27 protein-coding genes are annotated in these 22,913 nt (G+C 66.7%); 13 read left to right on the top strand and 14 right to left on the bottom strand.

Annotation, left to right across the window (positions count from 1 at the left end; all coding sequences use genetic code 11):
- Positions 1-3 precede the first annotated feature (3 nt).
- Together ACWIGM_RS00930 and ACWIGM_RS00925 are read right to left on the bottom strand one after the other, a co-directional pair.
- Entirely contained in the window at positions 4-1,014 is a 1,011-nt protein-coding gene (locus ACWIGM_RS00930; RefSeq protein ID WP_454024047.1) for an amino acid ABC transporter substrate-binding protein, read from the bottom strand.
- A gap of 249 nt (positions 1,015-1,263) precedes the next feature.
- The gene (locus ACWIGM_RS00925; RefSeq protein ID WP_454024046.1) at positions 1,264-1,473 is read right to left on the bottom strand and encodes a DUF2842 domain-containing protein; all 210 of its coding nucleotides are present in this window, start codon (positions 1,471-1,473) and stop codon (positions 1,264-1,266) included.
- A gap of 99 nt (positions 1,474-1,572) precedes the next feature.
- Here ACWIGM_RS00925 and ACWIGM_RS00920 point away from each other — a divergent pair, with 99 nt between their 5' ends.
- Positions 1,573-2,670 (top strand): COX15/CtaA family protein, encoded by a 1,098-nt coding sequence (locus tag ACWIGM_RS00920; RefSeq protein WP_454025428.1) that lies wholly within the window; start codon positions 1,573-1,575, stop codon positions 2,668-2,670.
- Positions 2,660-3,100, top strand: a complete 441-nt coding sequence (locus ACWIGM_RS00915; RefSeq protein WP_454024045.1) for an HIT family protein — start codon at positions 2,660-2,662, stop codon at positions 3,098-3,100. Before ACWIGM_RS00920 ends, ACWIGM_RS00915 begins: the two co-directional genes overlap by 11 nt.
- A 98-nt stretch (positions 3,101-3,198) precedes the next feature.
- Here ACWIGM_RS00915 and ACWIGM_RS00910 read toward each other — a convergent pair whose 3' ends face one another.
- Positions 3,199-4,476, bottom strand: a complete 1,278-nt coding sequence (locus ACWIGM_RS00910; protein WP_454024044.1) for an O-acetylhomoserine aminocarboxypropyltransferase — start codon at positions 4,474-4,476, stop codon at positions 3,199-3,201.
- Positions 4,477-4,610: 134 nt separating this feature from the next.
- Between ACWIGM_RS00910 and ACWIGM_RS00905 the strand changes: the two genes are divergently transcribed.
- Positions 4,611-5,207 carry a hypothetical protein gene (locus ACWIGM_RS00905; protein ID WP_454024043.1) on the top strand — a complete coding sequence of 199 codons (597 nt, stop codon included), beginning with the start codon at positions 4,611-4,613 and terminating at the stop codon, positions 5,205-5,207.
- Between the two features lie 109 nt (positions 5,208-5,316).
- Here the strand turns inward: ACWIGM_RS00905 and ACWIGM_RS00900 are convergent, their stop codons facing one another.
- The 3 genes from ACWIGM_RS00900 to ACWIGM_RS00890 all read right to left on the bottom strand — a co-directional run bounded on the left by ACWIGM_RS00900 (position 5,317) and on the right by ACWIGM_RS00890 (position 8,133).
- Positions 5,317-6,540: an FAD-dependent oxidoreductase gene (locus tag ACWIGM_RS00900; RefSeq protein ID WP_454024042.1), complete on the bottom strand. Its 1,224-nt coding sequence runs from the start codon at positions 6,538-6,540 to the stop codon at positions 5,317-5,319.
- Between the two features lie 14 nt (positions 6,541-6,554).
- Positions 6,555-7,529 (bottom strand): Bug family tripartite tricarboxylate transporter substrate binding protein, encoded by a 975-nt coding sequence (locus ACWIGM_RS00895; protein ID WP_454024041.1) that lies wholly within the window; start codon positions 7,527-7,529, stop codon positions 6,555-6,557.
- 73 nt (positions 7,530-7,602) lie between these two features.
- Positions 7,603-8,133 (bottom strand): CoA-binding protein, encoded by a 531-nt coding sequence (locus ACWIGM_RS00890; RefSeq protein WP_454024040.1) that lies wholly within the window; start codon positions 8,131-8,133, stop codon positions 7,603-7,605.
- A 156-nt stretch (positions 8,134-8,289) separates the two neighbouring features.
- Here ACWIGM_RS00890 and ACWIGM_RS00885 point away from each other — a divergent pair, with 156 nt between their 5' ends.
- Complete coding sequence (locus ACWIGM_RS00885) at positions 8,290-8,730, top strand: hypothetical protein (protein WP_454024039.1); 441 nt, start codon at positions 8,290-8,292, stop codon at positions 8,728-8,730.
- 68 nt (positions 8,731-8,798) lie between these two features.
- Here the strand turns inward: ACWIGM_RS00885 and ACWIGM_RS00880 are convergent, their stop codons facing one another.
- Positions 8,799-9,605 (bottom strand): enoyl-CoA hydratase, encoded by an 807-nt coding sequence (locus ACWIGM_RS00880; protein WP_454024038.1) that lies wholly within the window; start codon positions 9,603-9,605, stop codon positions 8,799-8,801.
- 106 nt (positions 9,606-9,711) lie between these two features.
- Here ACWIGM_RS00880 and ACWIGM_RS00875 point away from each other — a divergent pair, with 106 nt between their 5' ends.
- From ACWIGM_RS00875 to rpsI, 3 genes are all read left to right on the top strand, one after another.
- Positions 9,712-10,128 carry a PaaI family thioesterase gene (locus ACWIGM_RS00875; protein ID WP_454024037.1) on the top strand — a complete coding sequence of 139 codons (417 nt, stop codon included), beginning with the start codon at positions 9,712-9,714 and terminating at the stop codon, positions 10,126-10,128.
- Positions 10,129-10,299: 171 nt separating this feature from the next.
- Entirely contained in the window at positions 10,300-10,761 is a 462-nt protein-coding gene (rplM, locus tag ACWIGM_RS00870) for a 50S ribosomal protein L13 (protein WP_454024036.1), read from the top strand.
- A gap of 2 nt (positions 10,762-10,763) precedes the next feature.
- The gene (gene rpsI, locus ACWIGM_RS00865) at positions 10,764-11,243 is read left to right on the top strand and encodes a 30S ribosomal protein S9 (RefSeq protein ID WP_454024035.1); all 480 of its coding nucleotides are present in this window, start codon (positions 10,764-10,766) and stop codon (positions 11,241-11,243) included.
- Between the two features lie 172 nt (positions 11,244-11,415).
- Here rpsI and ACWIGM_RS00860 read toward each other — a convergent pair whose 3' ends face one another.
- Both ACWIGM_RS00860 and ACWIGM_RS00855 read right to left on the bottom strand, forming a co-directional pair.
- Positions 11,416-12,000, bottom strand: a complete 585-nt coding sequence (locus tag ACWIGM_RS00860) for a DUF6647 family protein (protein WP_454024034.1) — start codon at positions 11,998-12,000, stop codon at positions 11,416-11,418.
- Between the two features lie 181 nt (positions 12,001-12,181).
- Positions 12,182-13,063 carry a LysR substrate-binding domain-containing protein gene (locus ACWIGM_RS00855; RefSeq protein WP_454024033.1) on the bottom strand — a complete coding sequence of 294 codons (882 nt, stop codon included), beginning with the start codon at positions 13,061-13,063 and terminating at the stop codon, positions 12,182-12,184.
- Positions 13,064-13,183: 120 nt separating this feature from the next.
- Here ACWIGM_RS00855 and ACWIGM_RS00850 point away from each other — a divergent pair, with 120 nt between their 5' ends.
- Complete coding sequence (locus tag ACWIGM_RS00850; RefSeq protein WP_454024032.1) at positions 13,184-14,509, top strand: serine hydroxymethyltransferase; 1,326 nt, start codon at positions 13,184-13,186, stop codon at positions 14,507-14,509.
- Between the two features lie 234 nt (positions 14,510-14,743).
- Here ACWIGM_RS00850 and ACWIGM_RS00845 read toward each other — a convergent pair whose 3' ends face one another.
- Positions 14,744-16,108: a serine hydrolase domain-containing protein gene (locus ACWIGM_RS00845; protein WP_454024031.1), complete on the bottom strand. Its 1,365-nt coding sequence runs from the start codon at positions 16,106-16,108 to the stop codon at positions 14,744-14,746.
- A 169-nt stretch (positions 16,109-16,277) separates the two neighbouring features.
- On the opposite strand from ACWIGM_RS00845, the gene ACWIGM_RS00840 reads away from it, so the two are divergent.
- Complete coding sequence (locus ACWIGM_RS00840; RefSeq protein ID WP_057192263.1) at positions 16,278-16,490, top strand: DUF3126 family protein; 213 nt, start codon at positions 16,278-16,280, stop codon at positions 16,488-16,490.
- Positions 16,491-16,502: 12 nt separating this feature from the next.
- Here ACWIGM_RS00840 and ACWIGM_RS00835 read toward each other — a convergent pair whose 3' ends face one another.
- Entirely contained in the window at positions 16,503-17,228 is a 726-nt protein-coding gene (locus tag ACWIGM_RS00835; RefSeq protein WP_454024030.1) for a hypothetical protein, read from the bottom strand.
- Between the two features lie 172 nt (positions 17,229-17,400).
- Here ACWIGM_RS00835 and ACWIGM_RS00830 point away from each other — a divergent pair, with 172 nt between their 5' ends.
- Both ACWIGM_RS00830 and ACWIGM_RS00825 read left to right on the top strand, forming a co-directional pair.
- A complete protein-coding gene (locus ACWIGM_RS00830) occupies positions 17,401-17,730 on the top strand; it encodes a DUF6949 family protein (protein WP_454024029.1) in 330 nt (109 codons plus the stop codon).
- A 53-nt stretch (positions 17,731-17,783) separates the two neighbouring features.
- A complete protein-coding gene (locus ACWIGM_RS00825) occupies positions 17,784-18,314 on the top strand; it encodes a gamma carbonic anhydrase family protein (protein ID WP_454024028.1) in 531 nt (176 codons plus the stop codon).
- Between the two features lie 196 nt (positions 18,315-18,510).
- Here the strand turns inward: ACWIGM_RS00825 and ACWIGM_RS00820 are convergent, their stop codons facing one another.
- The 3 genes from ACWIGM_RS00820 to ACWIGM_RS00810 form a co-directional block, all read right to left on the bottom strand.
- The gene (locus tag ACWIGM_RS00820; RefSeq protein WP_454024027.1) at positions 18,511-19,143 is read right to left on the bottom strand and encodes a transglutaminase-like cysteine peptidase; all 633 of its coding nucleotides are present in this window, start codon (positions 19,141-19,143) and stop codon (positions 18,511-18,513) included.
- A gap of 588 nt (positions 19,144-19,731) precedes the next feature.
- Positions 19,732-20,346: a PilZ domain-containing protein gene (locus ACWIGM_RS00815; RefSeq protein WP_454024026.1), complete on the bottom strand. Its 615-nt coding sequence runs from the start codon at positions 20,344-20,346 to the stop codon at positions 19,732-19,734.
- A gap of 65 nt (positions 20,347-20,411) precedes the next feature.
- Positions 20,412-20,984, bottom strand: coding sequence for a PAS domain-containing protein (locus tag ACWIGM_RS00810; RefSeq protein ID WP_454024025.1), 573 nt, complete (start codon positions 20,982-20,984; stop codon positions 20,412-20,414).
- A 369-nt stretch (positions 20,985-21,353) separates the two neighbouring features.
- On the opposite strand from ACWIGM_RS00810, the gene ACWIGM_RS00805 reads away from it, so the two are divergent.
- A complete protein-coding gene (locus tag ACWIGM_RS00805) occupies positions 21,354-22,169 on the top strand; it encodes a rhomboid family intramembrane serine protease (RefSeq protein WP_454024024.1) in 816 nt (271 codons plus the stop codon).
- A 190-nt stretch (positions 22,170-22,359) separates the two neighbouring features.
- The gene (locus ACWIGM_RS00800) at positions 22,360-22,791 is read left to right on the top strand and encodes a CBS domain-containing protein (RefSeq protein WP_454024023.1); all 432 of its coding nucleotides are present in this window, start codon (positions 22,360-22,362) and stop codon (positions 22,789-22,791) included.
- Positions 22,792-22,913 lie beyond the last annotated feature (122 nt).

Here is a 22,913-nt window from a genome sequence, read left to right as displayed (position 1 = left end):
CGATCAGCGGATCGGCGGTGCGTAGTGCAGACCGCCTTGCTTCCAGGATGCATTCAACCCGCGATCGATCTTCAAGGGGCTGTCCTTGCCGATATTGCGGTCGAAGACCTCGTTATAGGCGCCGACCTTCCGGATGATGTTCAACGCCCATTCGCGCGACAGCCCGAGCGATTCGCCGATGGTACCTTCGCGGCCGAGCAGGCGGAGGACGTTCGGGTCTTTCGTCGACGCTGCGGCCTGCTCGACGGTGCTCGACGTCAGCCCGAATTCCTCGGCGGCATGCATCGCATAGGCCGACCATCTGACGACGTTGTACCAGGGATCATCACCCTGCCGGACGGCAGCGCCGAGCGGTTCCTTGGACAGCGTGTCGGGAAGCACGGTGTGCTTCGATGGCTCCGTCAGCTTCGAGCGGAAGGCGTAGAGGACCGAGCGGTCGGAGCTGAAGGCATCGCAGCGCCCTGATTGGTAGCCCTGCAGCGCCTCTTCCTGGCTGGCGAACGCCACGATCTCGTTCTTCAGATTGTTCGTGCGGAAGAAGTCGGTCAGGTTGAGCTCGGTCGTCGAGCCTTGATTGGTGCAGAGCGTCGCGCCGTTCAGTTCCTTGCCGGATTTGACCTCACCGGAGCGGACCATGATCCCCTGGCCATCGTAGTAGGTCACGGCAGCGAACAGGATGCCATTGGTGGTCTCGCGCCCCATCGTCCAGGTCGTGGTGTTGAAGAGGATATCGACCTCGCCCGACTGAAGCGCCGTGAAACGGGCTGCTGCGGGAAGCGGCACGATCATCACCTTCTCGGGATCGCCGAACACCGCCGTTGCCACTGCGCGGCAGAAATCGACGTCGAGGCCGCGATGGCGGCCGGTGGCGTCGGCGATGGAGAAGCCGGGCGTGCCCATGGTGGAGCTGCATTTCAGCACGCCGCGCTGTCTCACGGTCTCCAGCGTACCGGCTTGCGCCAGCCCCCCGCCAAGCACCAACGCGAGCGAGCCCAGCTGTAGCAACCTCTTCATGACCGATCCCCCATCTTGTCCGCGGCATGCGTCATGCCGGTCGACCTGTTCGATCGCGGCGAAACGCTATTGCGGTCACTAAGAGAGAGGCGCTCTAAATTGGCGCCCCGGTCGCAAGTTTTTTAAGTTTGGCGGCCCGATAATGCAGGAATCGACAATCCGGCTACAGAGGCGCTCGAGCGGGCTGGCGTCGCGCTACGCTGGTGTAGAGGCGAAGACGGATGCGCCGGAGGCCGGCGGGCGCCGAGGTCAGACCTCGTCCTTGCGCTCCATCCACCGGATCAGCGGCAGCAGAGGCAGCACCCAGACCAGTCCGAGCACGATATAGGCGATGGTCTGCACCGGTTTCGAGGCTTCGGTGATCCGCCCCTGCGCCAACGCCATCGCGACGAGCGCGTAGACGCAGACGAAGACGATCATCACGACCGTGCCGATGAGCTTGCGATGGGTCTGCCTCATGGCGATCTTCAGTCCGGGCTGCGGCATTGCGGGCGTTGTTCAGGCTTCAAGGGCGGACTATCTGTCACCCGCCGCCGCGCTTGTGAAGCGTATTCAAGTCTGCTCCCTGCGACCCGAGGTCCCGCCGCCGTGACGATCGCGCTCGATCAGCCTGCCGTTCCGGCCGCAGCAAGCCATTCCGGTATCCGCCGCTGGCTCTGGGTCGTCGCCTTCCTCGTCTTCGTCATGGTCGTGGTTGGCGGCGCGACCCGGCTGACCGGCTCCGGCCTCTCGATTACCGAATGGCGTCCCGTCACCGGCGCGATCCCGCCGCTATCAGATGCCGCCTGGGCGCTTGAATTCGAGAAGTACCGGCTGAGCCCGCAATTCCAGCTCCTGAACTCCGGCATGGAGCTCGCCGACTTCAAGTTCATCTACTGGTGGGAATGGGGCCATCGCCAGCTCGGCCGCTTCATCGGGCTGCTCTACCTCGCCGGCTTCTTCGTCGTCCTGCTGCGACGGCTGATGCCGTGGCGCGAAACGGCGATCCTGTTCGGCATGGGCCTGCTGCTCGGCCTGCAGGGTACGATCGGCTGGATCATGGTCGCGTCCGGCCTGGAGCCCGGCATGATCGCGGTCGCGCCGGTCAAGCTGACGCTGCATCTGACCTTCGCCGGCTTCTTCTTCGCCAGCGTGATCGCCTTCGCCACCTGGCTGACGCCGCTGCGCCGGATCGAGCCGGCACGGGGCAGGGTGGGCGCCTGGCTCCTGCTCCTGCTGCTCTTCGTGCAGATCGCGCTCGGCGGGCTCGTCGCCGGCTCCAAGGCCGGCTTCACCTTCAACAGCTGGCCATTGATGGACGGGGCGCTGGTGCCGCCGTCATCGACGCTGTTCGCCGGCACGCCAGTCTGGGAGAACTTCGTCGACAATGTCGCCCTGGTGCAGTTCAACCACCGCCTCGGCGCCTATATCCTGTTCGCCTTCGCGCTCTGGCAGATGCTCAGCCTTCGCCGCGCCGCGCCGGGCTCGGGTTCGGCCAAGCGCGCCACCGCCATCGCCGGGCTCGTGCTGGCGCAGTCTGTGCTGGGCATCGTGACGTTGCTGCTGGTCGTGCCGCTCTGGGCCGGCCTCGCCCATCAGGCGCTCGGCTTCACCGTGCTGGCGATGGGCGTGGTGCATGTGACGCGCACGCAGCAGGGAGAGAGACATGCGGCCTGACGGCTGTCTGTTCTGCGCGATCACGGCTGGGAAGGTCCCGTCGCATCGTGTCGCCGAGACTGAGAATCTCGTCGCCTTCCTCGACATCGCGCCGGTGCGGCCCGGCCATGTCCAGATCGTGCCGCGCGCGCATCATCCCTATTTCGAGGAGATGCCGGCGGAGCTCGCGGCCGAGATGATCCAGCTCGGCCAGCGCCTGGCCAAGGCCTTGAAGCGGATCTACGGCGTGCCGAAGGTCGCCTTCATGTTCACCGGCAACGACATCGCTCATGCGCACGCCCATCTCATCCCCATGGTGCGCTCCGACGATGTGACCTCCCGGCGCTATATCGCCGAGGAGGTCGTGACCTATCGCGACTGCCCGCGTCCGTCCGCGGATGAGCAGCAGGCGACCGCGCGCCGCATCCGCGAGGAGCTCGATCAGGCCTGACCGTCATTGCGAGGAGCGTAAGCGACGAAGCAATCCAGAGGAACGTAGAGTTCTACGACTCCTGGATTGCTTCGCTCCGCTCGCAATGATGGGGAGGATCAGGCCAGCGCCTGATCGAGATCGGCGATCAGATCCTCGGTATCCTCGATGCCGATCGACAGGCGCACCACCTCCGGACCAGCGCCCGATGCCGTCTTCTGCGCGTCCGAGAGCTGGCGATGCGTGGTCGAGGCCGGGTGGATCACCAGCGAGCGCGTATCGCCGATATTGGCGAGGTGCGAGAACAGCTGCAGCTTCGAGACCAGCTGGACGCCGGCGTCGTAACCGCCCTTGAGGCCGAGCGTGAACACCGCGCCGGCGCCCTTGGGCGAATAGCGCTTGGCGAGCTCGTGATACTTGTCGCCGGCCAGCCCGGGATAGCTGACCCACTCGATCGCCGGATGCTTCGAGAGGTGCGTCGCGACCTTCAGCGCATTGTCGCAATGGCGCTGCATGCGCAGCGGCAGGGTTTCGATGCCGGTCAAGATCATGAAGGCGTTGAAGGGCGAGAGCGCCGGGCCCATGTCGCGCAGGCCGAGCACGCGGGTCGCGATCGCGAAGGCGAAATTGCCGAAGGTCTCGCCCAGCACCATGCCGTTATATTCCGGTCGCGGCTTGGACAGCATCGGGTAGCGCTCGTCGCCGGTCCAGTTGAACGAGCCGCCGTCGACGATCAGGCCGCCGATCGAATTGCCATGGCCGCCGAGGAATTTCGTCGCCGAATGCACGACGATGTCGGCGCCGTGCTCGAAGGGGCGAATGAGGTAGGGGCTCGCCATCGTGTTGTCGACGATCAGCGGGATGTTGTGCTGCTTGGCGATCTTCGAGATCGCCGCGATGTCGACGACGACGCCGCCCGGATTGGCGATGGATTCGACGAAGATCGCCTTGGTCTTCGGCGTCACCGCCGCGGCGAAGGCCTCCAGATCATCGGAATCGGCCCAGATCACGTTCCAGCCGAAGTTCTTGTAGGAGTGGTTGAACTGGTTGATCGAGCCGCCATAGAGCTTCCTGGCGGCGACGAACTCGTCGCCCGGCTGCAGCAGCGCATGGAAGCAGAGGAACTCGGCGGCGTGGCCGGATGCGACCGCGAGCGCAGCCGTGCCGCCCTCCAGCGCCGCGACGCGCTCCTCCAGCACCGCGTTGGTCGGGTTGCCGATGCGGGTATAGATGTTGCCGAAGGCCTGCAGCCCGAACAGCGAGGCGGCGTGGTCGACATCGTCGAAGACGAAGGACGTCGTCTGGTAGATCGGCGTGGCGCGCGCGCCGGTGGCTGCGTCGGGAGCGGCGCCGGCATGGACGGCGAGCGTGTGGAAACCCGGTGCGCGGTCGGTCATGGCGTGCTCCCTGACAATTCTGATCGTGAAACGGTCTCGTTCGATTTAACGAACGGCCTGCGAGGCGTCAAATCAAGGCGTTGCCGCTAGCGGGCAATTGCGGCATGGCAACCTCATTGCATCGGGGGATGGCAATGAGGCGCCTTGCATACTGGTTTCTATTTTGGCTCGCCCTGTGCGGCGGCGCTCAGCCGGCCCGCGCGATCTGGCTTTCGGAAAGCGGCGAGACCGCCTGGCTCACCGGCTCGATCGAACTGGATGACGACAAGCGTTTCAAGGCCTTCCTGGAGCGGCCACGGGCAAGGCCCTTGCGCGTGCTCTATCTGTCGAGCGGTGGTGGCTACATCCTGCCGGCTTTCGCGATCGGCCGGCTCGTGCGCCAGGCTGGGCTGGCGACCGCGGTCGACGCCGGCAGCGCCGCCTGTTCCAGCGCCTGCACCTTTATTTTCGCTGGCGGCGTCCGGCGCCACTATATCGGCGGCGAAGGCGTTTTCGAAGGCTCGACCGCGCTGTCGGGCCTCGGCTTCCATCCGGCCCGGCGCACCGAGAAGCAGACCGGCCAGACGGTCCTGAGCGAAAGCGGCACCACCCGAGTTCGTGCCTTCTACGCGGAAATGGGCATGCCGCGCGCCGTCGAGCTGATGGAGAAGGCAGCCTTCAATTCGATGTTTCGGCCCAATGGCGCGACTGCGCTCGCACTCAAAATCGCGACCAGCCTTTCTCCGCCCTGAGGCATTGCCCCTGGCTGGCCGCCATTCGCCCAGCGTGAGTCCGGTCCTTGCCATCAGCCCGGTCAGGATCGCGCGGTCGCGGACCGGCGAGAGCGGTGATCTCGGCATGCTATCTGGCAGGCGAGAGCTCTCGCCCGACATGCTCCGGCCGCACGCCCATGCCGACCATGCGCGCCGGCAGGCGGCGCAGCAGCGGGAAGCGTTGCAGCAGCCGGAGTGGCCAGGGCGGCGCGACCGGCTTGTCCGTGGCGAGCAGCGGCGTGATCACCCGGTTCTGGATCGCGATCTGGGCGGCCTGCGTGACCTTGGCCGGCCATTCCCGCCGCTTCTGGACAGCGGCTAGATCGCTCTCCGTCAAGGCTTTCTCGCGCAGCGGACGAGCCAGCAGATTGGCCGTCGCAACCGCGTCCTGGATTGCCAGGTTGACGCCGACGCCGCCGATCGGCGACATGGCGTGGGCGGCGTCGCCGATGCAGAGCAGCCCCGGCCGCCACCAGCGCTCCAGCCGGTCGACCGCGACCGAGAGCAGCTTGATGTCCTCCCATGAGGCGAGCTCAGCGGTACGGTCGGCGAGCTCGGGCGCGAGCATGAGGAGGCCGGCCTTGAAGGCATCGAGCCCGGCGGCCTGCAGCCTGTCGAGCGAGCCCTTCGGGATGATGAAGGCGCATTGCCAATAGTCGCCGCGGTTGAGCCGGATGAAGAAGCGCCCGGCCGCGACCTGCCCGAAAGCCTGCGCTGGCTCGTCTGCGCGGCGGCTGAAGCGAAACCAGAGCACGTCCATCGGCGCGCCGAGTTCCGTGACGGTGAAGCCGGCCGCCTCGCGGACATCGGAACGCCGCCCGTCAGCCGCCACGACGAGGTCGGCACGGAGCTCTAGCGGGCCGTCCAAACCTTCTGCTTGCAAGCCTGCGACGCGCCCGGTCTCCTCGATCAGCCCGGTCGCCTTCGTCTGCATCAGCAGCCGGAAGTTCGGATAGGCCCGGCCGTGATCGGCGAGGAAGTCGAGGAAGTCCCATTGCGGCATGAAGGCGATGAACGGCGCCTTGACCGGCAGATGGCTGAAATCGACGATGGTGATGTCCTCGCTGCCGAAGCGGGCGACGAGGTCGTCCTCCCTGACATGCGGCAGCCTTAGGAACTCGTCGAGCAGGCCGAGTTCGTGCATCACCTGCATGGTCGAGGGATGGATGGTGTCGCCGCGAAAGTCGCGCAGGAAATCGGCGTGCTTCTCCAGCACAGTCACCTCGACGCCGGCACGCGCCAGCAGGAAGCCGAGCATCATTCCAGCGGGGCCGCCGCCGGCGATGCAGCAGGTCGCGCTCTCCTGGCGCATGGCCTTGCCCCCGCCTATTCGGTCAGCTTGATCCCGGTCTTCGCCACCAGCTCGGTCAGGATGGCGCGGTCGCGCGCCATGAACGCACCGGTCTCCTGCGGGCTCCAGGCGACAGGCTCGATCACCAGCTCGCGATAGCGTGCGGTGAGCTCGGCATCGGCCATCGCCGCGTTGGTCGCGGTGCTCAGGATCCGCAACGTGTCGGGCGCGATGCCGGCCGGCGCGACGATCGAAGCCCAGCCGGGATAGACGACGTCGACGCCCTGCTCCTTCAGCGTCGGCAGGTCGGGGAGCTGCGGCTGGCGCGCCTCGGTGGTGACGGCGAGCGCCTTCAGCTTGCCGCCCTGGATGTTGCCGAGGCTGGCGGCGAGGCTGTCGATCATGACATGGACCTGGCCCGACATCAGGTCGGCTGCGGCGAGCCCGGCGCCGCGATAGGGCACATGCGCCAGCCGGATGCCGGCCGCCTGCATGATCATCTCGAAGACGAGGTGATTGGTGCCGCCGATCCCGGCAGAGGCGAAGTTGAGCTGGCCGGGCCGCTGTTTCGCGTAAGCCAGGAACTCGGCGAGCGAATTTACCGGCAGGGCCGGCGAGGCGTTGAGCACCAGCGGGAACAGGCCGAGCATCGCGACGGGGGCGAAGTCGTGCTCGACGTCATAGGGCAATTTCTGCCCGAGCGCCGGGGCGGCGGCGAAGCTCGCGGCGGTCGCGACGAGCAGCATGTGGCCATCGGCCGGCGCCTTGACCACGGCCTGCCCGGCGACGATGCCGTTGGCGCCCGGCCGGTTGTCGATGATCACCGACTGGCCGAGCTGCCGCGCCAGGGTCTCGCCGAGCCGGCGTGCCGCGATGTCGGTGCCGCCGGCCGGCGCGAAGGGCACGACGAGCTGGATCGGTCGCTCGGGAAAGGCGGCGCGGGCGCTGCCCGTGCCGAGCGCGCTGGCGAGGCCGGCGAGCAGGACGGTGCGGCGATCGAGAGGGGGCATCGGCCTTCTCCGGCTAGAGCGGGAGCGGCGAGATTAGCGATCGCCCGCCGGCGGGGAAGGGGCTTCGTGCGCCTCAGGTCCCCGGCCGGTTGATCGTCAGCTTCTGGAAGCCCTTGCCGGCGAGCACCGGCTTCTTCGCCGAGAGAATGCGCGAATTGATGCCCTGCCAGCCGATCTCGCCGGAGAGCCGGCCATATTCGATCTTCGGGCAGCGGTTCATAATCACGGTGACGCCTCTGGCTTCGGCCTTCGCTGCGGCCTCGTCATTGCGCACCGAGAGCTGCATCCAGATCACCTTGGGCAGCGGCTCGAGGCCAAGCGCCTCGTCGGTGATCGGCCCGGCCGCTTCCGAGTTGCGGAAGATCTCGACCATGTCGATCGGCTGCGGGATATCCTTCAGCGAGCCGTAGACCGTCTTGCCCAGCAGCGTCTGCCCCGCGAGGCCGGGATTGACCGGGATCACGTCATAGCCGCGATCGAGCAAATACTTGGTGACGATCCAGCTCGGCCGCGCCTCGTTGGCGGAAGCGCCGACCAGCGCGATGCTCTTCACCTCGCGCAGGATGCGGCGAATCAGCGCATCGTCGTAAGCGTCGTGATTCACGGAGCTAAATTCCCAGCGAATAGAACGAATTACAAGGCCTTTCCGCCCTGCGTTGCCAGTGGCGTCGGCACCCGGAACACAGCTTCGCCACGCTGGTTTGCTTTGCTGAAGACCGAGGGGCGATCCCAGTCTTCTTCTTCAGCGAGGAGGCCTGCCATGTGCGACTACAGTCTGCACCATGTAATGTCGACTCCTGCCAAAGTCGGCGACGTCCTCAAGACCACCAGCTTCATCGGATCGAGCACCAGGGGCTTCTGCGCTGCTGGCGAGCCGAGTGTCGCGGTCTGTGTCCTGCCCGGCACGGAACTGGCCTTTGCGTCCGAGATCGAATGCGACAGGGCGATCGGCTTCCTGCCGCATCGCCGGCTGGCGGCGACGGTGGCGCGCTTCCGCCAGGTCGATCTCGACAAGCCCTATGCCCATCACGACGCGATCGAATTGCCCAATGGCCAGATCGTGCTGCTGACCAACCTCTCGGAAGGCCAGACGGTGACCGTGCTGCAATTGCCGGCGGATGAGCAGGCGCAGCGGGCTGCAAAGCCCGAAGCCGAGCCGGTGCGGACGGACAACGAACCGATCCCGCTCTTCGGCTTCTGACCGGATAGCCATCGGCGTTTAGGCGCCCATCGTTAGCGGCGGACCCGTTCTCGGGCGAGTCCGCCCTTTCAGCTATGGCGCCAGTCCGGCTGACGCTTTTCCATGAATGCGCCGATGCCTTCCTCGGCATCGCGTGCCAGCATGTTCTCGACCATCACCGCGGAGGCATGGTCATAGGCCGCCTTCAGCCCCATCTCGCGCTGCTCGTAGAAGGCGCGCTTGCCGATCTTGACCGTCGCCGCCGATTTCGAGGCGATCACCGCCGCGAGCCGCTTCGCTTCGGTCAGCGCCTCGCCGGCGGGAACGACGCGGTTGACCAGGCCCATGCGGGCGGCCTCCTGCGCCGGCACCATCTCGCCGAGCAGCAGCATCTCCATCGCATGCTTGGCTGAGAGATTGCGCGAGAGCGCGACCATCGGCGTCGAGCAGAACAGGCCGATATGGACCCCCGGCGTGCAGAAGCGCGCGCCTTCGCCGGCGACGGCGAGATCGCAGGTCGCGACGAGCTGGCAGCCGGCGGCGGTCGCCGTGCCTTCGACCGCGGCGATGACCGGCTGGGGCAGGGCGGTGATCTGCTGCATCACGCCCGAGCAGCGCCCGAGAATATCGGCGAAATAGACGCGGCCGCGATCGGGATCGGCCCGGCGCGCGCTCATCTCCTTGAGGTCGTGCCCGGCGCAGAAGACCGGGCCGGCGGCGGCCAGCACCACGGCGCGGACGCTGCGGTCGTTCGCGATCGCGGCGAGCGTCTCCGACAGGGCGGTCAGCATCGCCTCGCTCAGCGGGTTGCGCGCTTCGGGCCGGTTCAAGGTCAGCGTCGCGGTGCCGTCGGCATCCTCGCGCAGCAGGATCTGCGCTCTGGCATGGGCGTTCATGGCAACAGGCCTTTCGCTGTTTGTCCTATTGTCGGAAGCCGGGTGCCGTGCTGCAAGGGGGCTAACGTCCGATCAGCCCTTGGTTTTCCGCACGATGACGACCCGCATGAGCGCCGCCGAGATCGAGGCCTATCTCGATCAGGTCTTCCCGCAGCTCCACTATGGCGGCCGCACCTATTTCGTCGAGGAGGTCGGACCGCTCTTCGCCCGCATGCGCTGCGACTACCATGAGAAGCATTTGCGGCCGGGTGGCACGATCTCGGGGCCGACCATGATGGCGCTCGCCGATCTCGCCCTCTATGTCGCGATCCTCGCCCAGATCGGCCCGGTCGGGCTCGCGGTGACGACGAGCCTCAACTACAACTTCCTGCGCAAGCCGGGGCAGGCGGCGATGATCGGCGAAGCGAAGCTGCTCAAGCTTGGCAAGCGCCTCGCCGTCGGCGAGGTCTGCCTTTATTCGCAAGGCGAGAGCGAGATGGTCTGCCACGCGACGGGGACCTATTCGATCCCCGCCGAGAGATAATTACGGTATCCTGATACCGTTTCGCGCACGATGCTGAAAACAATGCGTTTTTCGTCAAAGTCGCGCATTATCTTCGCTTGACATAGCAAGGGTAGCCGCCTATCCAGCGCCCACACCGCCGCCGGCCTGCCGGCGGCTTGTCCTTTTTTCAAGCAGCCGAAGGGTGCCGCGATGAAGACCATCTCGCTCAAGCCCGCCGATGTCGAGAAGAAGTGGGTTGTGATCGACGCCTCCGGGCTCGTCGTCGGCCGTCTCGCCTCCCTGGTGGCGATGCGTCTGCGCGGCAAGCACAAGGCCGCCTACACCCCGCATGTCGACTGCGGCGACAACATCATCGTCATCAACGCCGAGAAGGTGGTGCTGACCGGTCGCAAGCGCGACCAGAAGGTCTATTACCACCACACCGGTTTCCCGGGTGGCATCAAGGAGCGTTCCGCCAAGTTCCTGCTCGAAGGCCGCTTCCCGGAGCGCGTCGTCGAGAAGGCTGTCGAGCGCATGCTGCCGCGCGGCCCGCTCTTCCGCCAGATCCTCGGCAATCTGCGCGTCTACAAGGGCGCCGAGCACCCGCACGCCGCCCAGTCGCCCGAGGCGCTCGACGTCGCGGCACTCAACCGCAAGAACGCGAGGGTCTGACCATGGCCGAGGTTCTCCAGTCTCTCGAGCAGCTCGGCCAGGTCGCCAAGGGCGTCCAGCCCGAGGCTCCCGTCCACGTCAAGAAGGTCGACGCGCAGGGCCGCGCCTATGCCACCGGCAAGCGCAAGAACGCCATCGCCCGCGTCTGGATCAAGCCGGGCTCCGGCAAGATCACGGTCAACACCCGTGACCAGGAAGTCTACTTCGCCCGTCCGGTGCTGCGCCTGATCCTGCAGCAGCCGCTGATGCTGGTCGATCGCATGACCCAGTACGACGTCGTCGTCACGGTCAAGGGCGGCGGCCTCTCCGGCCAGGCCGGCGCGGTCCGTCACGGCATCTCGAAGGCCCTGACCTTCTACGAGCCGGAGCTGCGCAGCCCGCTCAAGAAGGAAGGCTTCCTGACCCGCGACTCGCGTGTCGTCGAGCGCAAGAAGTTCGGCAAGGCCAAGGCCCGCCGCAGCTTCCAGTTCTCGAAGCGCTGATCGGCGTCGGACAGAACATTCGTTCAGAGGGGCGGCAGAAATGCCGCCCCTTTTCGTTTTTGACAGGTTGCCGCCGAGGCCTCGACCTCATCGGGATTCGGCAGGGGATGACCCTCCAGCGCCGGGCTGTGATCCGGCCGATGTCAGCGCCCCGACGCGGAAAACGCCGATCTCACATCGCGCAGGATGTCCGGACCAGAAGTGTGAACGGATCGATCTGGAAATCCTCTTCGAGTGATTCCCCGAACAGTCTCAGCCATTTTTCCTGTAGTTCAAAGGCTTTGGCCTCGCGCGCTGCGTCGCATTCGAACTTTGTCTGGTGCACTTCCTGAAAGTGATGAACCAGTTCGTGGACCAGGACAGACAGATCGGCTGCCGTCGCGCCGCTCCATGTGTCCCTCAGATAGATGATGTTCTCGCGCGCATCGTAGATCGAGATGATGTTTGGCTGATCCTGTTGCTGCACCATTTCGGACGCATATTGCTTGAACCGTAACACGGCGATTTGGCCAGCCGGCTTGAAGACGAGCCTCGGCAATGAATTGGGAACCAGCTGCCCAAGCTTCGCACCAACCCAGATCGCAAGGGCTTCCAGCAGCCGCCCTCCCGGATCGGGTTGCCTTTCACCGATGACGATTTCGAAGCCCGAGCCGAGGCGCAGGCGCTCGATCGTCTCGTCGCGCGCCCGGACTTCAAGAGGCAGGGATGACACGAGCGCGGCAGCGCCCGCGATCAGACAGCGTCCGACAGCTTTCATGGCAGTCGTCCGGAGCAAATGTCGTCAATTGCGATACTGGCCGTCGGCACCGCCGTGTGTGCTTCACGGGAGGATCGCCTGTTCCGCAAGGTAACAGATCGCGGAGGCGATCCCTACCGACTCGCCCGCTCCTGCTGCATCATCCTTCAGCCATGGCGTGCACCGCTGGCCAACGGGCGGATCAGGCGTTGGCTTCCAGCCAGGCGACGACCTCGGCCCGCCGCGGATGCGGCTTGCCGGCCGGCGGGAACAGCATGGTCAGACGATCGCCGCTCCTGAGTTCATTTGCGAAGGGTGCGACGAGGCGCCCGTCCGCAAGGTAGGGCGCAACCAGGCTTTTGCGGCCGATCAGGACACCACCGCCGCCGAGCGCGGCATCGAGCGCCAGCGCATAGAGCGAATAGGACGGGCCGCGGCTGGGGTCGGCTGCGCCAATGTCGGCATGGCGCAGCCAGCGCGCCCAGTCGCTGCGCCAGACGGCATCGTGCAGCAGGGTCTGGCCAACGAGGTCGGCAGGAGTCCGTAATGCGCGGGCGAGCGCCGGGGCGCAGACCGGGAGCAGGCTGTCTTCGTCGAAGGCGAGTGCGTCGGCGGGCGGCCGGGCGAGGTAGAACAAAGCGAGGTCGAAACTGTCATGCCGGCCCGTCGGTGGCTCCTCCATGGCGCTGATCGAGATCGGCAGCCCCGGGAAGGCCTGCTGCAGCGCCGGCAGGCGCGGCGACAGCCAGAGCTGGGCGATGCAGGGCAGGGCGGCGATGGCGAGCGCCCGGCCGGCATGGCTCGCCTTGAGCTCCTGCACGGTCAGGGCGAGCGCATCGAAGGCGGCGCTGAGCCGCGGTCGGGCTTCCTGCGCGGCCTCGGTCAGCGCGACGCCCTGCGGCAATCGCCTGAACAAGGTCAGCCCGAGAAAAGTTTCGAGATGCCGAACCTGCTGGGCGATGGCGCCTTGTGTCACGCCGATCTCCTCGGCCGCGCGTGAAAAGCTGCCCAGCCGCGCCGCCGCCTCGAAGGCGCGCAACGCATTGAGCGGTGGCAAGGGTGGGCGGGGCGGTCTGACGGGCATGGGCGGCACGAGGTTCCAGGCCTAGATTTTCTAGGCCTGCCGGCGACGATAACTGGTTTGCGTTCGCGTCGGCAAATCGCTGCAATGGCCTGACGAAACAAGGCTCGGCGAGGGATGGCGATGACGGTGAAACTGGTGCGGCGCGGTTGGGTGCCGGCGGCGAGCGAGGATTACGTACTCCGGATCGCCGGCGAGGTTGCCGGCCAGGATCGCGCGGCGCGTGAGGCCAGGCTCGCCGATCTCGTCGCCGAGAACCGCACCATCCATGAGCGCGACTGCGTCAACCTCAACCCCGCGACCAATGTGATGAACCCGCGCGCCGAGGCGGTGCTGGGGCAGGGGCTGGGAACGCGGCCCTCGCTCGGCTATCCCGGCGACAAATACGAGATGGGTCTCGAGGCGATCGAGCAGATCGAGGTGATGGCGGCAGAGCTCGCCGCGCAGGTCTTCGGAGCGTCCTATGCCGAGATCCGCGTGCCCTCCGGTGCGATCGCCAATCTCTACGTCTTCATGGCGGCGGCCAGGCCCGGCGACGTCGTGATCGCCCCGCCGCCCGCGATCGGCGGCCATGTCACCCATCACGGCGCCGGTGCCGCCGGGCTCTATGGCGTCGTCACCCATCCGGCCCCGATCGATGCCGACGGCTACACCGTCGATGTCGCTAAGCTGCGCGAGGATGCGCTGCGGCTGAAGCCGAAGGTCATCAGCATTGGCGGCAGCCTCAACCTGTTCCCGCATCCGATCCGCGAAATCCGCACCATCGCCGACGAGGTCGGCGCGATCGTGCTGTTCGACGCCGCCCATCTCTCCGGCATGATCGCGGGCCATGGCTGGCAGCAGCCGCTGGAGGAGGGCGCTCACGTCATGACGATGAGCACCTATAAGAGCCTCGGCGGCCCGCCCTCCGGCCTGATCGTCACCAACGACGCGGGCCTTGCCGAGAAGCTCGACGCCATCGCTTATCCCGGCCTCACCGCCAATTTCGATGCGGCCAAGTCGGCGGCGCTGGCGATCACCATGATGGACTGGCAGGAGTTCGGCCGCGACTACGCCGCGATGATGGCAGCGACCGCCAAAGCGCTCGCCGAGGCTCTGGCGGAGCGGCAGGTCCCGGTCTTCGCGCGCGATCGCGGCATGACCACTTCGCATCAGTTCGCGATCGAGGCCGCGCCCTATGGCGGCGGGCAGGCGGCAGCGAAGCGGCTGCGTGCCGTCAACATCCTGAGCTGCGGCATCGGCCTGCCGATCGCGGAAGTCGAAGGCGACGTCAATGGCCTGCGGCTCGGCACGCCCGAGATCGTCCGCTTCGGCATGAAGCCCGAGCACATGCCGGAACTTGCGGGCTTCATTGCGGACGGCCTGTCGGGCGCGCGTCCGGACGAGGCGATCGCCAGCGACGTGACAGCCTTCCGCCGGAGGTTTGGCCGGTTGCACTATGTGAGGTGAGGCGCACGACAGATCCCCTCTCCCCTTGCGGGAGAGGGTTAGGGTGAGGGGTCGCGCAACGCTTCATCGTCATGGTCGGGCTTGTCCCGACCATCCACGTCTTCTTTCGGCGAATGCGGTGTTCAAGACGTGGATGCTCGCCACAAGGGCGAGCATGACGGAGCGTCGAGCGACCTCTCATCCGGCCCTTCGGACCACCTTCTCCCGCAAGGGGAGAGGGGGAGGTGACGCGCTTCAGCTGCGATAGCGTTCCAGCATCTCGGCCTTCAGCGCCTCTTCCCCGATCACCTGCGCGGCACCGAGCCAGGCCTCCTCGATCTCGCCCGCCGCATTGCGGACGAGGCGCGCCGGCTCGCCCGGGCTGGCGAAGGCCGAGGCCTTGATGATGCGGCCTTGATCCTCGGTCTCCGGCACGATCTCGCCGGCGTCGAAGAACGGGGTGAACAGCGCCGGATTGGCCATCAGCACCTTGCCCCCGGCCGGGACGAGATCGCCGGCGCCCCAGATCGTCCAGAGGCGCTTGCGCCAGCGCTCGGTCGCCGCCGTCGGTGCGCCGTGCTCGGCAAAGGTCCTGAAGATCTGGATCACGCCGTCGAGCCAGGGGTGGGCGAGACCGTCGATGGCATTGGTCAGCACCGAGACGGTGAGGCCCTGTTCCGGCACGGTGACGGTGCGGGTGATGAAGCCCTGGAAGCCGCCGGAATGGCCGACCCAGTCCCAGTCGTCACCGCCGCCGGAAATGGTGCCGAGCCCGTAATATCGGCCGAGGCTGCTCTCGGCGTCGGGCCAGAGCCGGCGCGTCATCTCGCGGCGGCTGAGCGCCGACAGGACACTAGCTTCAGCCTTCGGCGAGAGCTGGGCGATGTAGCGGGCGATGTCGGCCGCAGTCGCGACGAAGCCGGCGGCCGAGACCATGGCGTTGCCGGGATTGTCGGCCGGGATCACCACGCGCCGGCCGAGCGGCTGCGTGCCGCTATGGCCCTTCGCCATCGGCCCGTTCCAGAGCGTGATGTCGGGCTTGGTCTCCTTCAGCCCGGCGGGCGCGACGATCTCGCGAGCGATCCAGTCGGCATAGGGCTCGCCCGTCACCGCCTCGATGACGAGGCCAAGCAGGCCGAAGCCGTGATTGGAGTATTTGAGGCGCTGCGAGGCGGAGAAGACCGGGGGCCTAGCGAGATCTGCCAGCAACTCGTCCTTGCGCAGATAGGGCTTGCGATCGAAGAACTGGCCGCAATCGACGCCGTCGCGCAGGAGACCGGCGCTGTTGGAGAGAAGCTGCGTCAGCGTCACCGCCGCGACCTCGGGATGCAGCCCCTCGACATGGGCGCCGGCCTTGTCGTCGAGGCGCAGGCGACCCTGTTCGACGAGGCGCAGGGTACCGGCAGCGGTGAAGCTCTTCGAATGCGAGGCGATGCGGAAGCCATGGCGCGGCGTCAGCGCCTCGCCGGTCGACAAGTCGGCACTGCCGAAGGCGGCCTCGAGCACGATCTCGCCGCCATCGGCGATCGCGACCGCGCAACCGGGCTGGTCGTGGAAGCGGCGCTGGAATTCGAGCCAGCTTGCGACATAGTCGAGCGCGGCAGGCAGCCATGGCTTCATCGGGAAATCCATCGTCGAGCAGGGCGGGAGCCGAAGCTTGGCACGGCTGCCGGCGCCGCGTCAGCGCCGCAAAGCGCGGGAGCCATGCATTGTTGGTCGGATCGCCTTCGTCCTTGCCCTCGCGGCCTGCGCATGGCATCCGTCCGCGCCACACATAAGGATCGTCACCGTGGACAAGACCGAACTCGCCAAGCTCGAAGCCTATCTCCGTCGCACCTTCGCCAACCACAATATCAGCGTGCGTGCGCGGCTGAAGAAGACCGATTCGGCCGAGGTCTACCTCGCCGACGAGTTCATCGGCATCATCCATGTCGATGACGAGGACGGCGATCGCTCGTTCAACTTCACCATGGCGATCCTCGACGTCGATCTCGAGGACTGAGGGCTCAGGCGCTCAGCGCATCAGCCCGTCGATGGTGCGGCGCACGCCGCCGAGCATCACCTGCCAGTCGGCGACGATGGCGCGCGGGAAGCGTATGTTCACATCGACGCCGCGATGGCGAAAGGTCACGCGGCAGGGTTCGTCGAGGCCGCTATGGGCGATCTCGACCGGGCAGCGTGCCGCAAAGCCGCGCCCGTCCGGCACCGAGACATAGAGCTCGTCGCCCTCATAGGGCGAGCCCTTGCGGAAGCCGCGCACCACCAGCCCGCCCGGATTCGACCAGACGGTTGGCGTCAGGAAGCGGGCATAGGTCGACAACTGCGTCGCCGGCTCGTTGACCTTGTCGGGTGGGCTCAAGGTCACCAGCAGCCGCTGCCGGTTCTCGGGCGTGACCGGGCCAAGGCTCGGCCAGTCGAGGCGCAGGCGCGCCATGCCGACTAGGCGGCCGTCCTCGCCATCCGCGCCGGTCAGGTTCGCCGGGATCGCCAGCACGACGTCGCCGACTCTCGCCGGCTGCAATTCTGTTCCGGCGTCGGGGTTGGGGCGGGTGGCGAGCAGGGCAAGGCCGGTGCCGCCGAGCCCAAGAACGACGATCGCCGCCGCAAGCCGCAACAGCACCCGATCGCCGCGGGGCAGCACGGGCGCTGGGCGACGCTTCAGATGGTTGCGGATCAGTGCCGCGACATCGGTGGCGCTGGCGAGCGGCTGGTTCTGGTCGGGCGCGGCGTAGAGGCTCATCGGATTCGTCCCTGGACCGGCGCGCGGCCCTGTCTGGCCACTCAACCAGAGCCGTCTTAACGCCCCGTAAACCATGTCGGGGCCGGCGTGGTTAACCATTGGTTAAAGCTTCGCTTCCGCGTCGAGCGACCTTGAGTCATGGTTCGCCGGCAACCTGCTGGAAGCCGCGCCCGTGACGCTCGAACCCTCCGCCGTCGAGGCCCTGAAATCACTGGTTCTCGGTTTCGCTTTCGCCGGCCTGCTGGCGAGCGCCTTCGAATTGTTCACACACAAGCGCGCCGGCTTCGAGCTGCTGCAGAGCGGTGGCGTCGGCGCTGTGGCGAGCGTGCCGGTGGTGGTGTTCTGCGCGCCCTTCCTGATCCTGCGCAACACCGTGCGCGGCCGGCGGATCGAAGGGCGGCCCTTCTTCTTCGTCATGGCGGCGAGCATGATCGCCGCGCTCTGGAGCCTGATCAGCGGCCGGGTCGTGCTCGACCTGCTGATGGTGCTCGGAGCGGCTTGACGGCTGGGGCGCTGGCCCTGCAATCCTCGGGCTGAAAAGCCCTGGAGGATGCCATGCCGCTCTACTCACTCGACGGAACCTCGCCCGAAACGCCGCCGGAAGGGCAGTGGTGGCTCGCGCCCGACGCACATGTCATCGGCAGGGTCCGGCTGGCGAAGGATGTCGGGATCTGGTTCGGCGCCGTTCTACGCGGCGACAATGAGTGGATCGAGATCGGCGAGGCCTCCAACATCCAGGAAGGCTGCGTCCTCCACACCGACATGGGCGCGCCGCTCAGGATCGGCGCTGGCTGCACCATCGGCCATCGCGCCATCCTGCATGGCTGCATCATCGGCGAGAACAGCCTGATCGGCATGGGTGCGACCGTGCTCAACCATGTGAAGATCGGCCGGAACTGCCTGGTCGGCGCCAATGCGCTGGTGACCGAGGGCAAGGAATTCCCGGACAATTCGCTGATCGTCGGCTCGCCGGCCCGCGCGATCCGCACGCTCGACGAGGCTGCGGCTGCGGGCCTGCGCGCTTCGGCTGCCGGCTATTCCGCGCGCTGGAAGCAGTTCGCCAAGGGCATGAAGCGGATCGACTGACCACTCCGAACCGTTCGCCGGTTCCTGAAAACGAAGCGGGCCGGCTCCCGGGGAAGGAGCCGGCCCTGGACGTGCCCGGTCGGGGACGGGTGGGTGGGGACGTGACCGGACTCGTCGTCTGGTGGCGAAGCCCGTCTAGACTTCGCCGGTCTGGTATTCGCGCCGGGTTTCGTCCCCGCCCGGCGCGTTGTCTCATTCAGCGCAGCGATGCCACCGTCGAGGTCGAGAGGCCGCCGAGCGAGGCCCAGCCGGTACGGGCCTGGGATTCACGCTTGACGTAGGTGTAGCCGGTCTGGCTCCACGGCAGGATCGCATTGCGCTTGTTGTCGAGGATGAAGTCGCCGCGGTCGGTGCGGATCATCAGCACGGCGTGGCCGGCATTCTCCTCGTCGATCACGACGGTAACGCGCATGGCGCGGCGCGGCAGGCCGGCTTCGGCGAGGCGCAGGCGCTTCAGCAGGACATAGTCCTCGCAGTCGCCCTTGCCGTCGGTCGGGATATCCCAGCGATCGACCACGCCCCAATGGTCCTGGTCGGTGATCGCTTCGATCTCGCGATTGGCCTTGAGGTTGGCCGCGACGATCAGCTTCCACAGCTTCGGCGTCAGCTCGACCTGCTCGGCCTCGCGGGTGTCGACGGCGCACTCGCTCGGGCTGCGCTTGCAGAAATCCGTCCAGGCATAAGGTGCACGGGCGTCACCGCCGGCGACGATCGGCGCGCTGGCGACCGGCAGGTTGGCGCTCTGCTGCGCCTGAGCGCCGGTCACGCCGGCAAGAGTGATGATCGTAGCAGCCGCCAGGCCGCGAAATCCCCGGAAACTCGAAAACATGTCGTCCCCTTTCCTGTCCCGGGAACGACCATGCTCTTGGGCTGTAGAGATCGCTTGAAATGAAAGCGGACAATTTTACTGAAATCGAGCCTATAGAACGCAAAAGTACTTACAGAAAATCAGGTATAAAACCGAGGGTAAGAATTTTCAGCGCTCGTATCAGAAATCCTTAACCATGGATTTCCTTAACCATCCAGTCTCTTAACCATGCGGGCTCGCTCAGCCGAGTGGCTGGCCTTGAGCGTGGATGAAGGGCGCGGGGAACCCTTCTCCCGTGTGGGAGAAGGGCAGGGATGAGGGCCTGCCCTATGTGCAGAAGGCGGAGGAGCGGCATTGCCTCGTTTCAATGATCAGCGGCGGTCCCTCACCCCTGTCCCTCTCCCATCCGGGAGAGGGGTTCTGCGCGCGCTTCATCCGTCGCGGGTCTTCTGGAGGCCCGCACGGGTTTTCAGCTCCGCGCTGAGATCAGCCGGAGAGCTTTGTCAAAAGGCTGCATGTGATGAGCCGACCCGGTTGCCCTCATGGCGGCCGCGCGCAGCCGACCCGGAACGGGCGTTCAACGGGAAGAAGAAGCGCGCTGGTCCGCGCTCAGAGCTCGAGATTCTCGTCGAGCGCGTCGGCCGAGAGCGGCATGCGGAACTGCGCGGCGTACCCGCCGTCGAAGCGCCGCACGATCGTGGCCGCAGTGCCGCCGAGCCTGACCGCCGCGCCCATTTCGAACTGGTAGTCGCTGGCGAAGGCCGCTCCCGACAGCGAGAAGTCGATCAGCCGCACGGCGTGCTCGCTGCCGTCTTCCAGCGTCAGGATGCAGCGCGGGTTGCGCGGCACGATGCGTTCGTGGCGACGGTCCTCGGGCAGGCCGAGTTCGTCCCGATTGGCGAGCCAGGTCAGCTGCGCGGTGAACTTCTCGCGCTTGCGGCTGGTCGCGGTGATCGTCATCGCGAAACCGGCGGGGGTGGTGCGTACCGCAGTCCCCTCGATGCGGCCGAGATGCTCGAGATAGACGATGACGCGATCGCCGATCGCGGGCTTCGCCGGCGCGACCATATGCAGGCCGCCAGGCGAGATGTCGGTGGTCTGGCAGGGGTATTCCATGCGGCTCGGCAGCATGTAGCGCCCGAGCAGGACGACCTTCATACGCTGATGGCGCCGGCGCTCGACCGGGACCGAGCCCGTTCTTTGATTTTGGGGCGCCGTCAGCATCACAGACCTTGTTCCTAACAGGGCCATGCTAGCGGCCTGCGGGTTAAGAGCTGGTTAGTATAACCTCAGATCCGGCCACCAGGGAGAAGCATCAGTTTCGGCCGCTTGTCCTGGGCCGACGGCTCGGTGGGGCGCAAGGCGCGGCCATCGGGCCAGATCATCCTGAGCGAAATCATCCGCATCGAAGCGAGCGTGTCGAGGCCGAGCCAGTCCGGCGAGAGGGCAGGCGAGAGCGCGCCGAGGATGCGGGCATGGGTGCGGCCACGATAGCGCAGCGGCAGCAGCAGTAGTTCGAGGTGGATGCTCGCGCCGTTCTCGGTCTGGGCTGAAAGTCCAGCGACGGCACCGGCGCTCTCGTCCATCACCGTCTGGACGAGGCGGCGCATGTCGCCTTGCGCCTCGACCTCGGGCCAGAGTGCAGCGAAGGCACGGCCCCGCAGCTCGCGTCCGAACAGGGCGCAGAGTCGCGTCCCGGCCAGGCGGAAGACCGGCCCGATCGGCTCGTTCTCGAGCACGAAGGTGTCGGCGAGCGCATGGCGAAGCGCGCCCGGCTCGATCTCGCCCCGTTCGGGGGCGCTCCGTTCGCCGCGCAGCGTATCCCAGTAGTCGAAAACCAGGCGGGTGCTCGGGTTCTTCATATTCTGTCCAGTCCGGTCTGCGCTGTCCCTGATCGTGCGAAGGCGTGTCAAATCGGAGCGCATTCGTTCGAGGTGGGGACTGTCGGGTCCTTGCGAATCGGTGAGACGCAGCACGCATGCCGTCTTGCCACGCGACCCGGACAGGGCGAGGCGGCAGGGAGCGTTAAGGTTAAGCAAGGGTTAAGCTTGTGGAAGATGCCTAAAATGCCGCATAAAACCGCTGTCGAATTCGAGCCCGTGCCAAGTGCCCGTGGCTTACCGGAATGGCGGGGGGCGCGGGGGCGTGACCGGCCGGGGAGGAAAGGGGGAGAGCAACGGCTCTCCCCTTTTCTGTTGCCTGCCATAGGCCGATGCGCCAGTGAGGGCCTGATGTCGGTGAATCCAGACGATCCCCACGGTCCTCCGGCCCGCGAGCCGGTGTTCAACCTGCCGTCCGCCGTGGTCTGGCTGATCGCGGCGCTGGCGTTGATCCAGGGCGCGCGTGAACTGCTCAGCGCGCAGGACGATTTTCTCCTGGTCTCCTGGCTCGCCTTCGTGCCGGCACGGTTGACGCTGTGGTTCGCGCCGGAGCGATTGCAGGAGGTGTCGCAGGCGCTTGGAGCGTCCGCCACGCCCGACTTCGTCCAGCGCCTGCAGCTCGTGCGCCTGCTTCTGGCGGATGGCGGGCAGCCCTGGACGCTGCTGAGCTACGGGCTGCTGCACGGGTCCTGGCTGCACCTGATCTCAAACGTCGTCTGGCTGGCGGCCTTCGGCAGCCCGGTGGCGCGCCGGCTGGGGAGCGTGCGCTTCCTGCTGCTGATGGCGCTCTCGACCATTGCCGGCGCGCTGCTGCACTGGTGGTCGCGCGAGCTCGATGTCCTGCCGCTGGTCGGGGCCTCGGCCGGTGTCTCGGGCGCGACGGCGGCAGCGATCCGCTTTGTTTTCTCCCCCGGCGTGCATTTCGGCGGGCTTGGTCATGACGAGGTGGTGCGCGCCATCCCGGCCGAGCCGCTCGGCGGCCTCTGGCGCAATTCGCGGGCGATGCTGTTCGTGGTGATCTGGTTCGTCACCAACATCCTGTTCGGGGCCGGGCTGATCCCCATCATGGGCGAAGAGACCAGCATCGCCTGGGAGGCGCATATCGGTGGCTTCCTCGCCGGGCTGCTGCTGTTCCCGCTGCTCGATCGCGGGCCGGTCCGGCGCTGACCGCAACCGGAGCGGGCAGGGTTCGGGCCGCAATCGCCTTGCCGTCGCCTCAGACTTCGCTCACATTGGACTCAGTCCAGCGTGGCGTCGCGCCGCGGACGTCATGGTCCGTTGGCCCCCGGCGCTGCTCTCGTCGCAACCCATAAACGTGCGCCGGCCAACGGCGCCGCTATCGTCGGAGGAGAAGTCGATGAACGTCGCTCATATTCTCGGCAGCAAGGGGGGGGAAGTGGTCTCGGTGCAGCCGCACCGGACACTCGGCGAGGCGGCCCGGACCCTGGCCGAGAGACGGATCGGTGCCGTGGTCGTGACCGGGGCCGATGGCGGCCTGCTCGGCATCCTGTCCGAGCGCGACATCATCAAGGCCCTGGGCACGGACGGTGCCGCCGCGCTGGAGACCCCGGTGTCGCGGGCGATGACCGGCAAGGTCGTGACCTGCCGGCCGGATACCAGCGTCGACGAATTGATGGAGATCATGACTTCGGGCCGCTTCCGGCACGTGCCGGTGGTCGATAGCGGCCGGATCGCCGGCATCGTCTCGATCGGCGACGTGGTCAAGCATCGTGTCGCCGAGATCGAGGCCGAGAGCCGGGCGATGCGCGACTACATCGCGATGGCGTGAGGCTTCATCGCCGTCATGCTCGCCCTTGTGGCGAGCATCCACGTCTTGAACACAGGTCTGGACAAGCGAAGACGTGGATGGTCGGGACAAGCCCGACCATGACGGATAGAGCGTTAGATCGG

The sequence above is a fragment of the Allobosea sp. NPDC055332 genome (genome assembly GCF_053645455.1).
The sequence above is the reverse complement of the archived record's forward strand: the minus strand, read 5'-3'. Positions and strand labels throughout refer to the sequence as shown.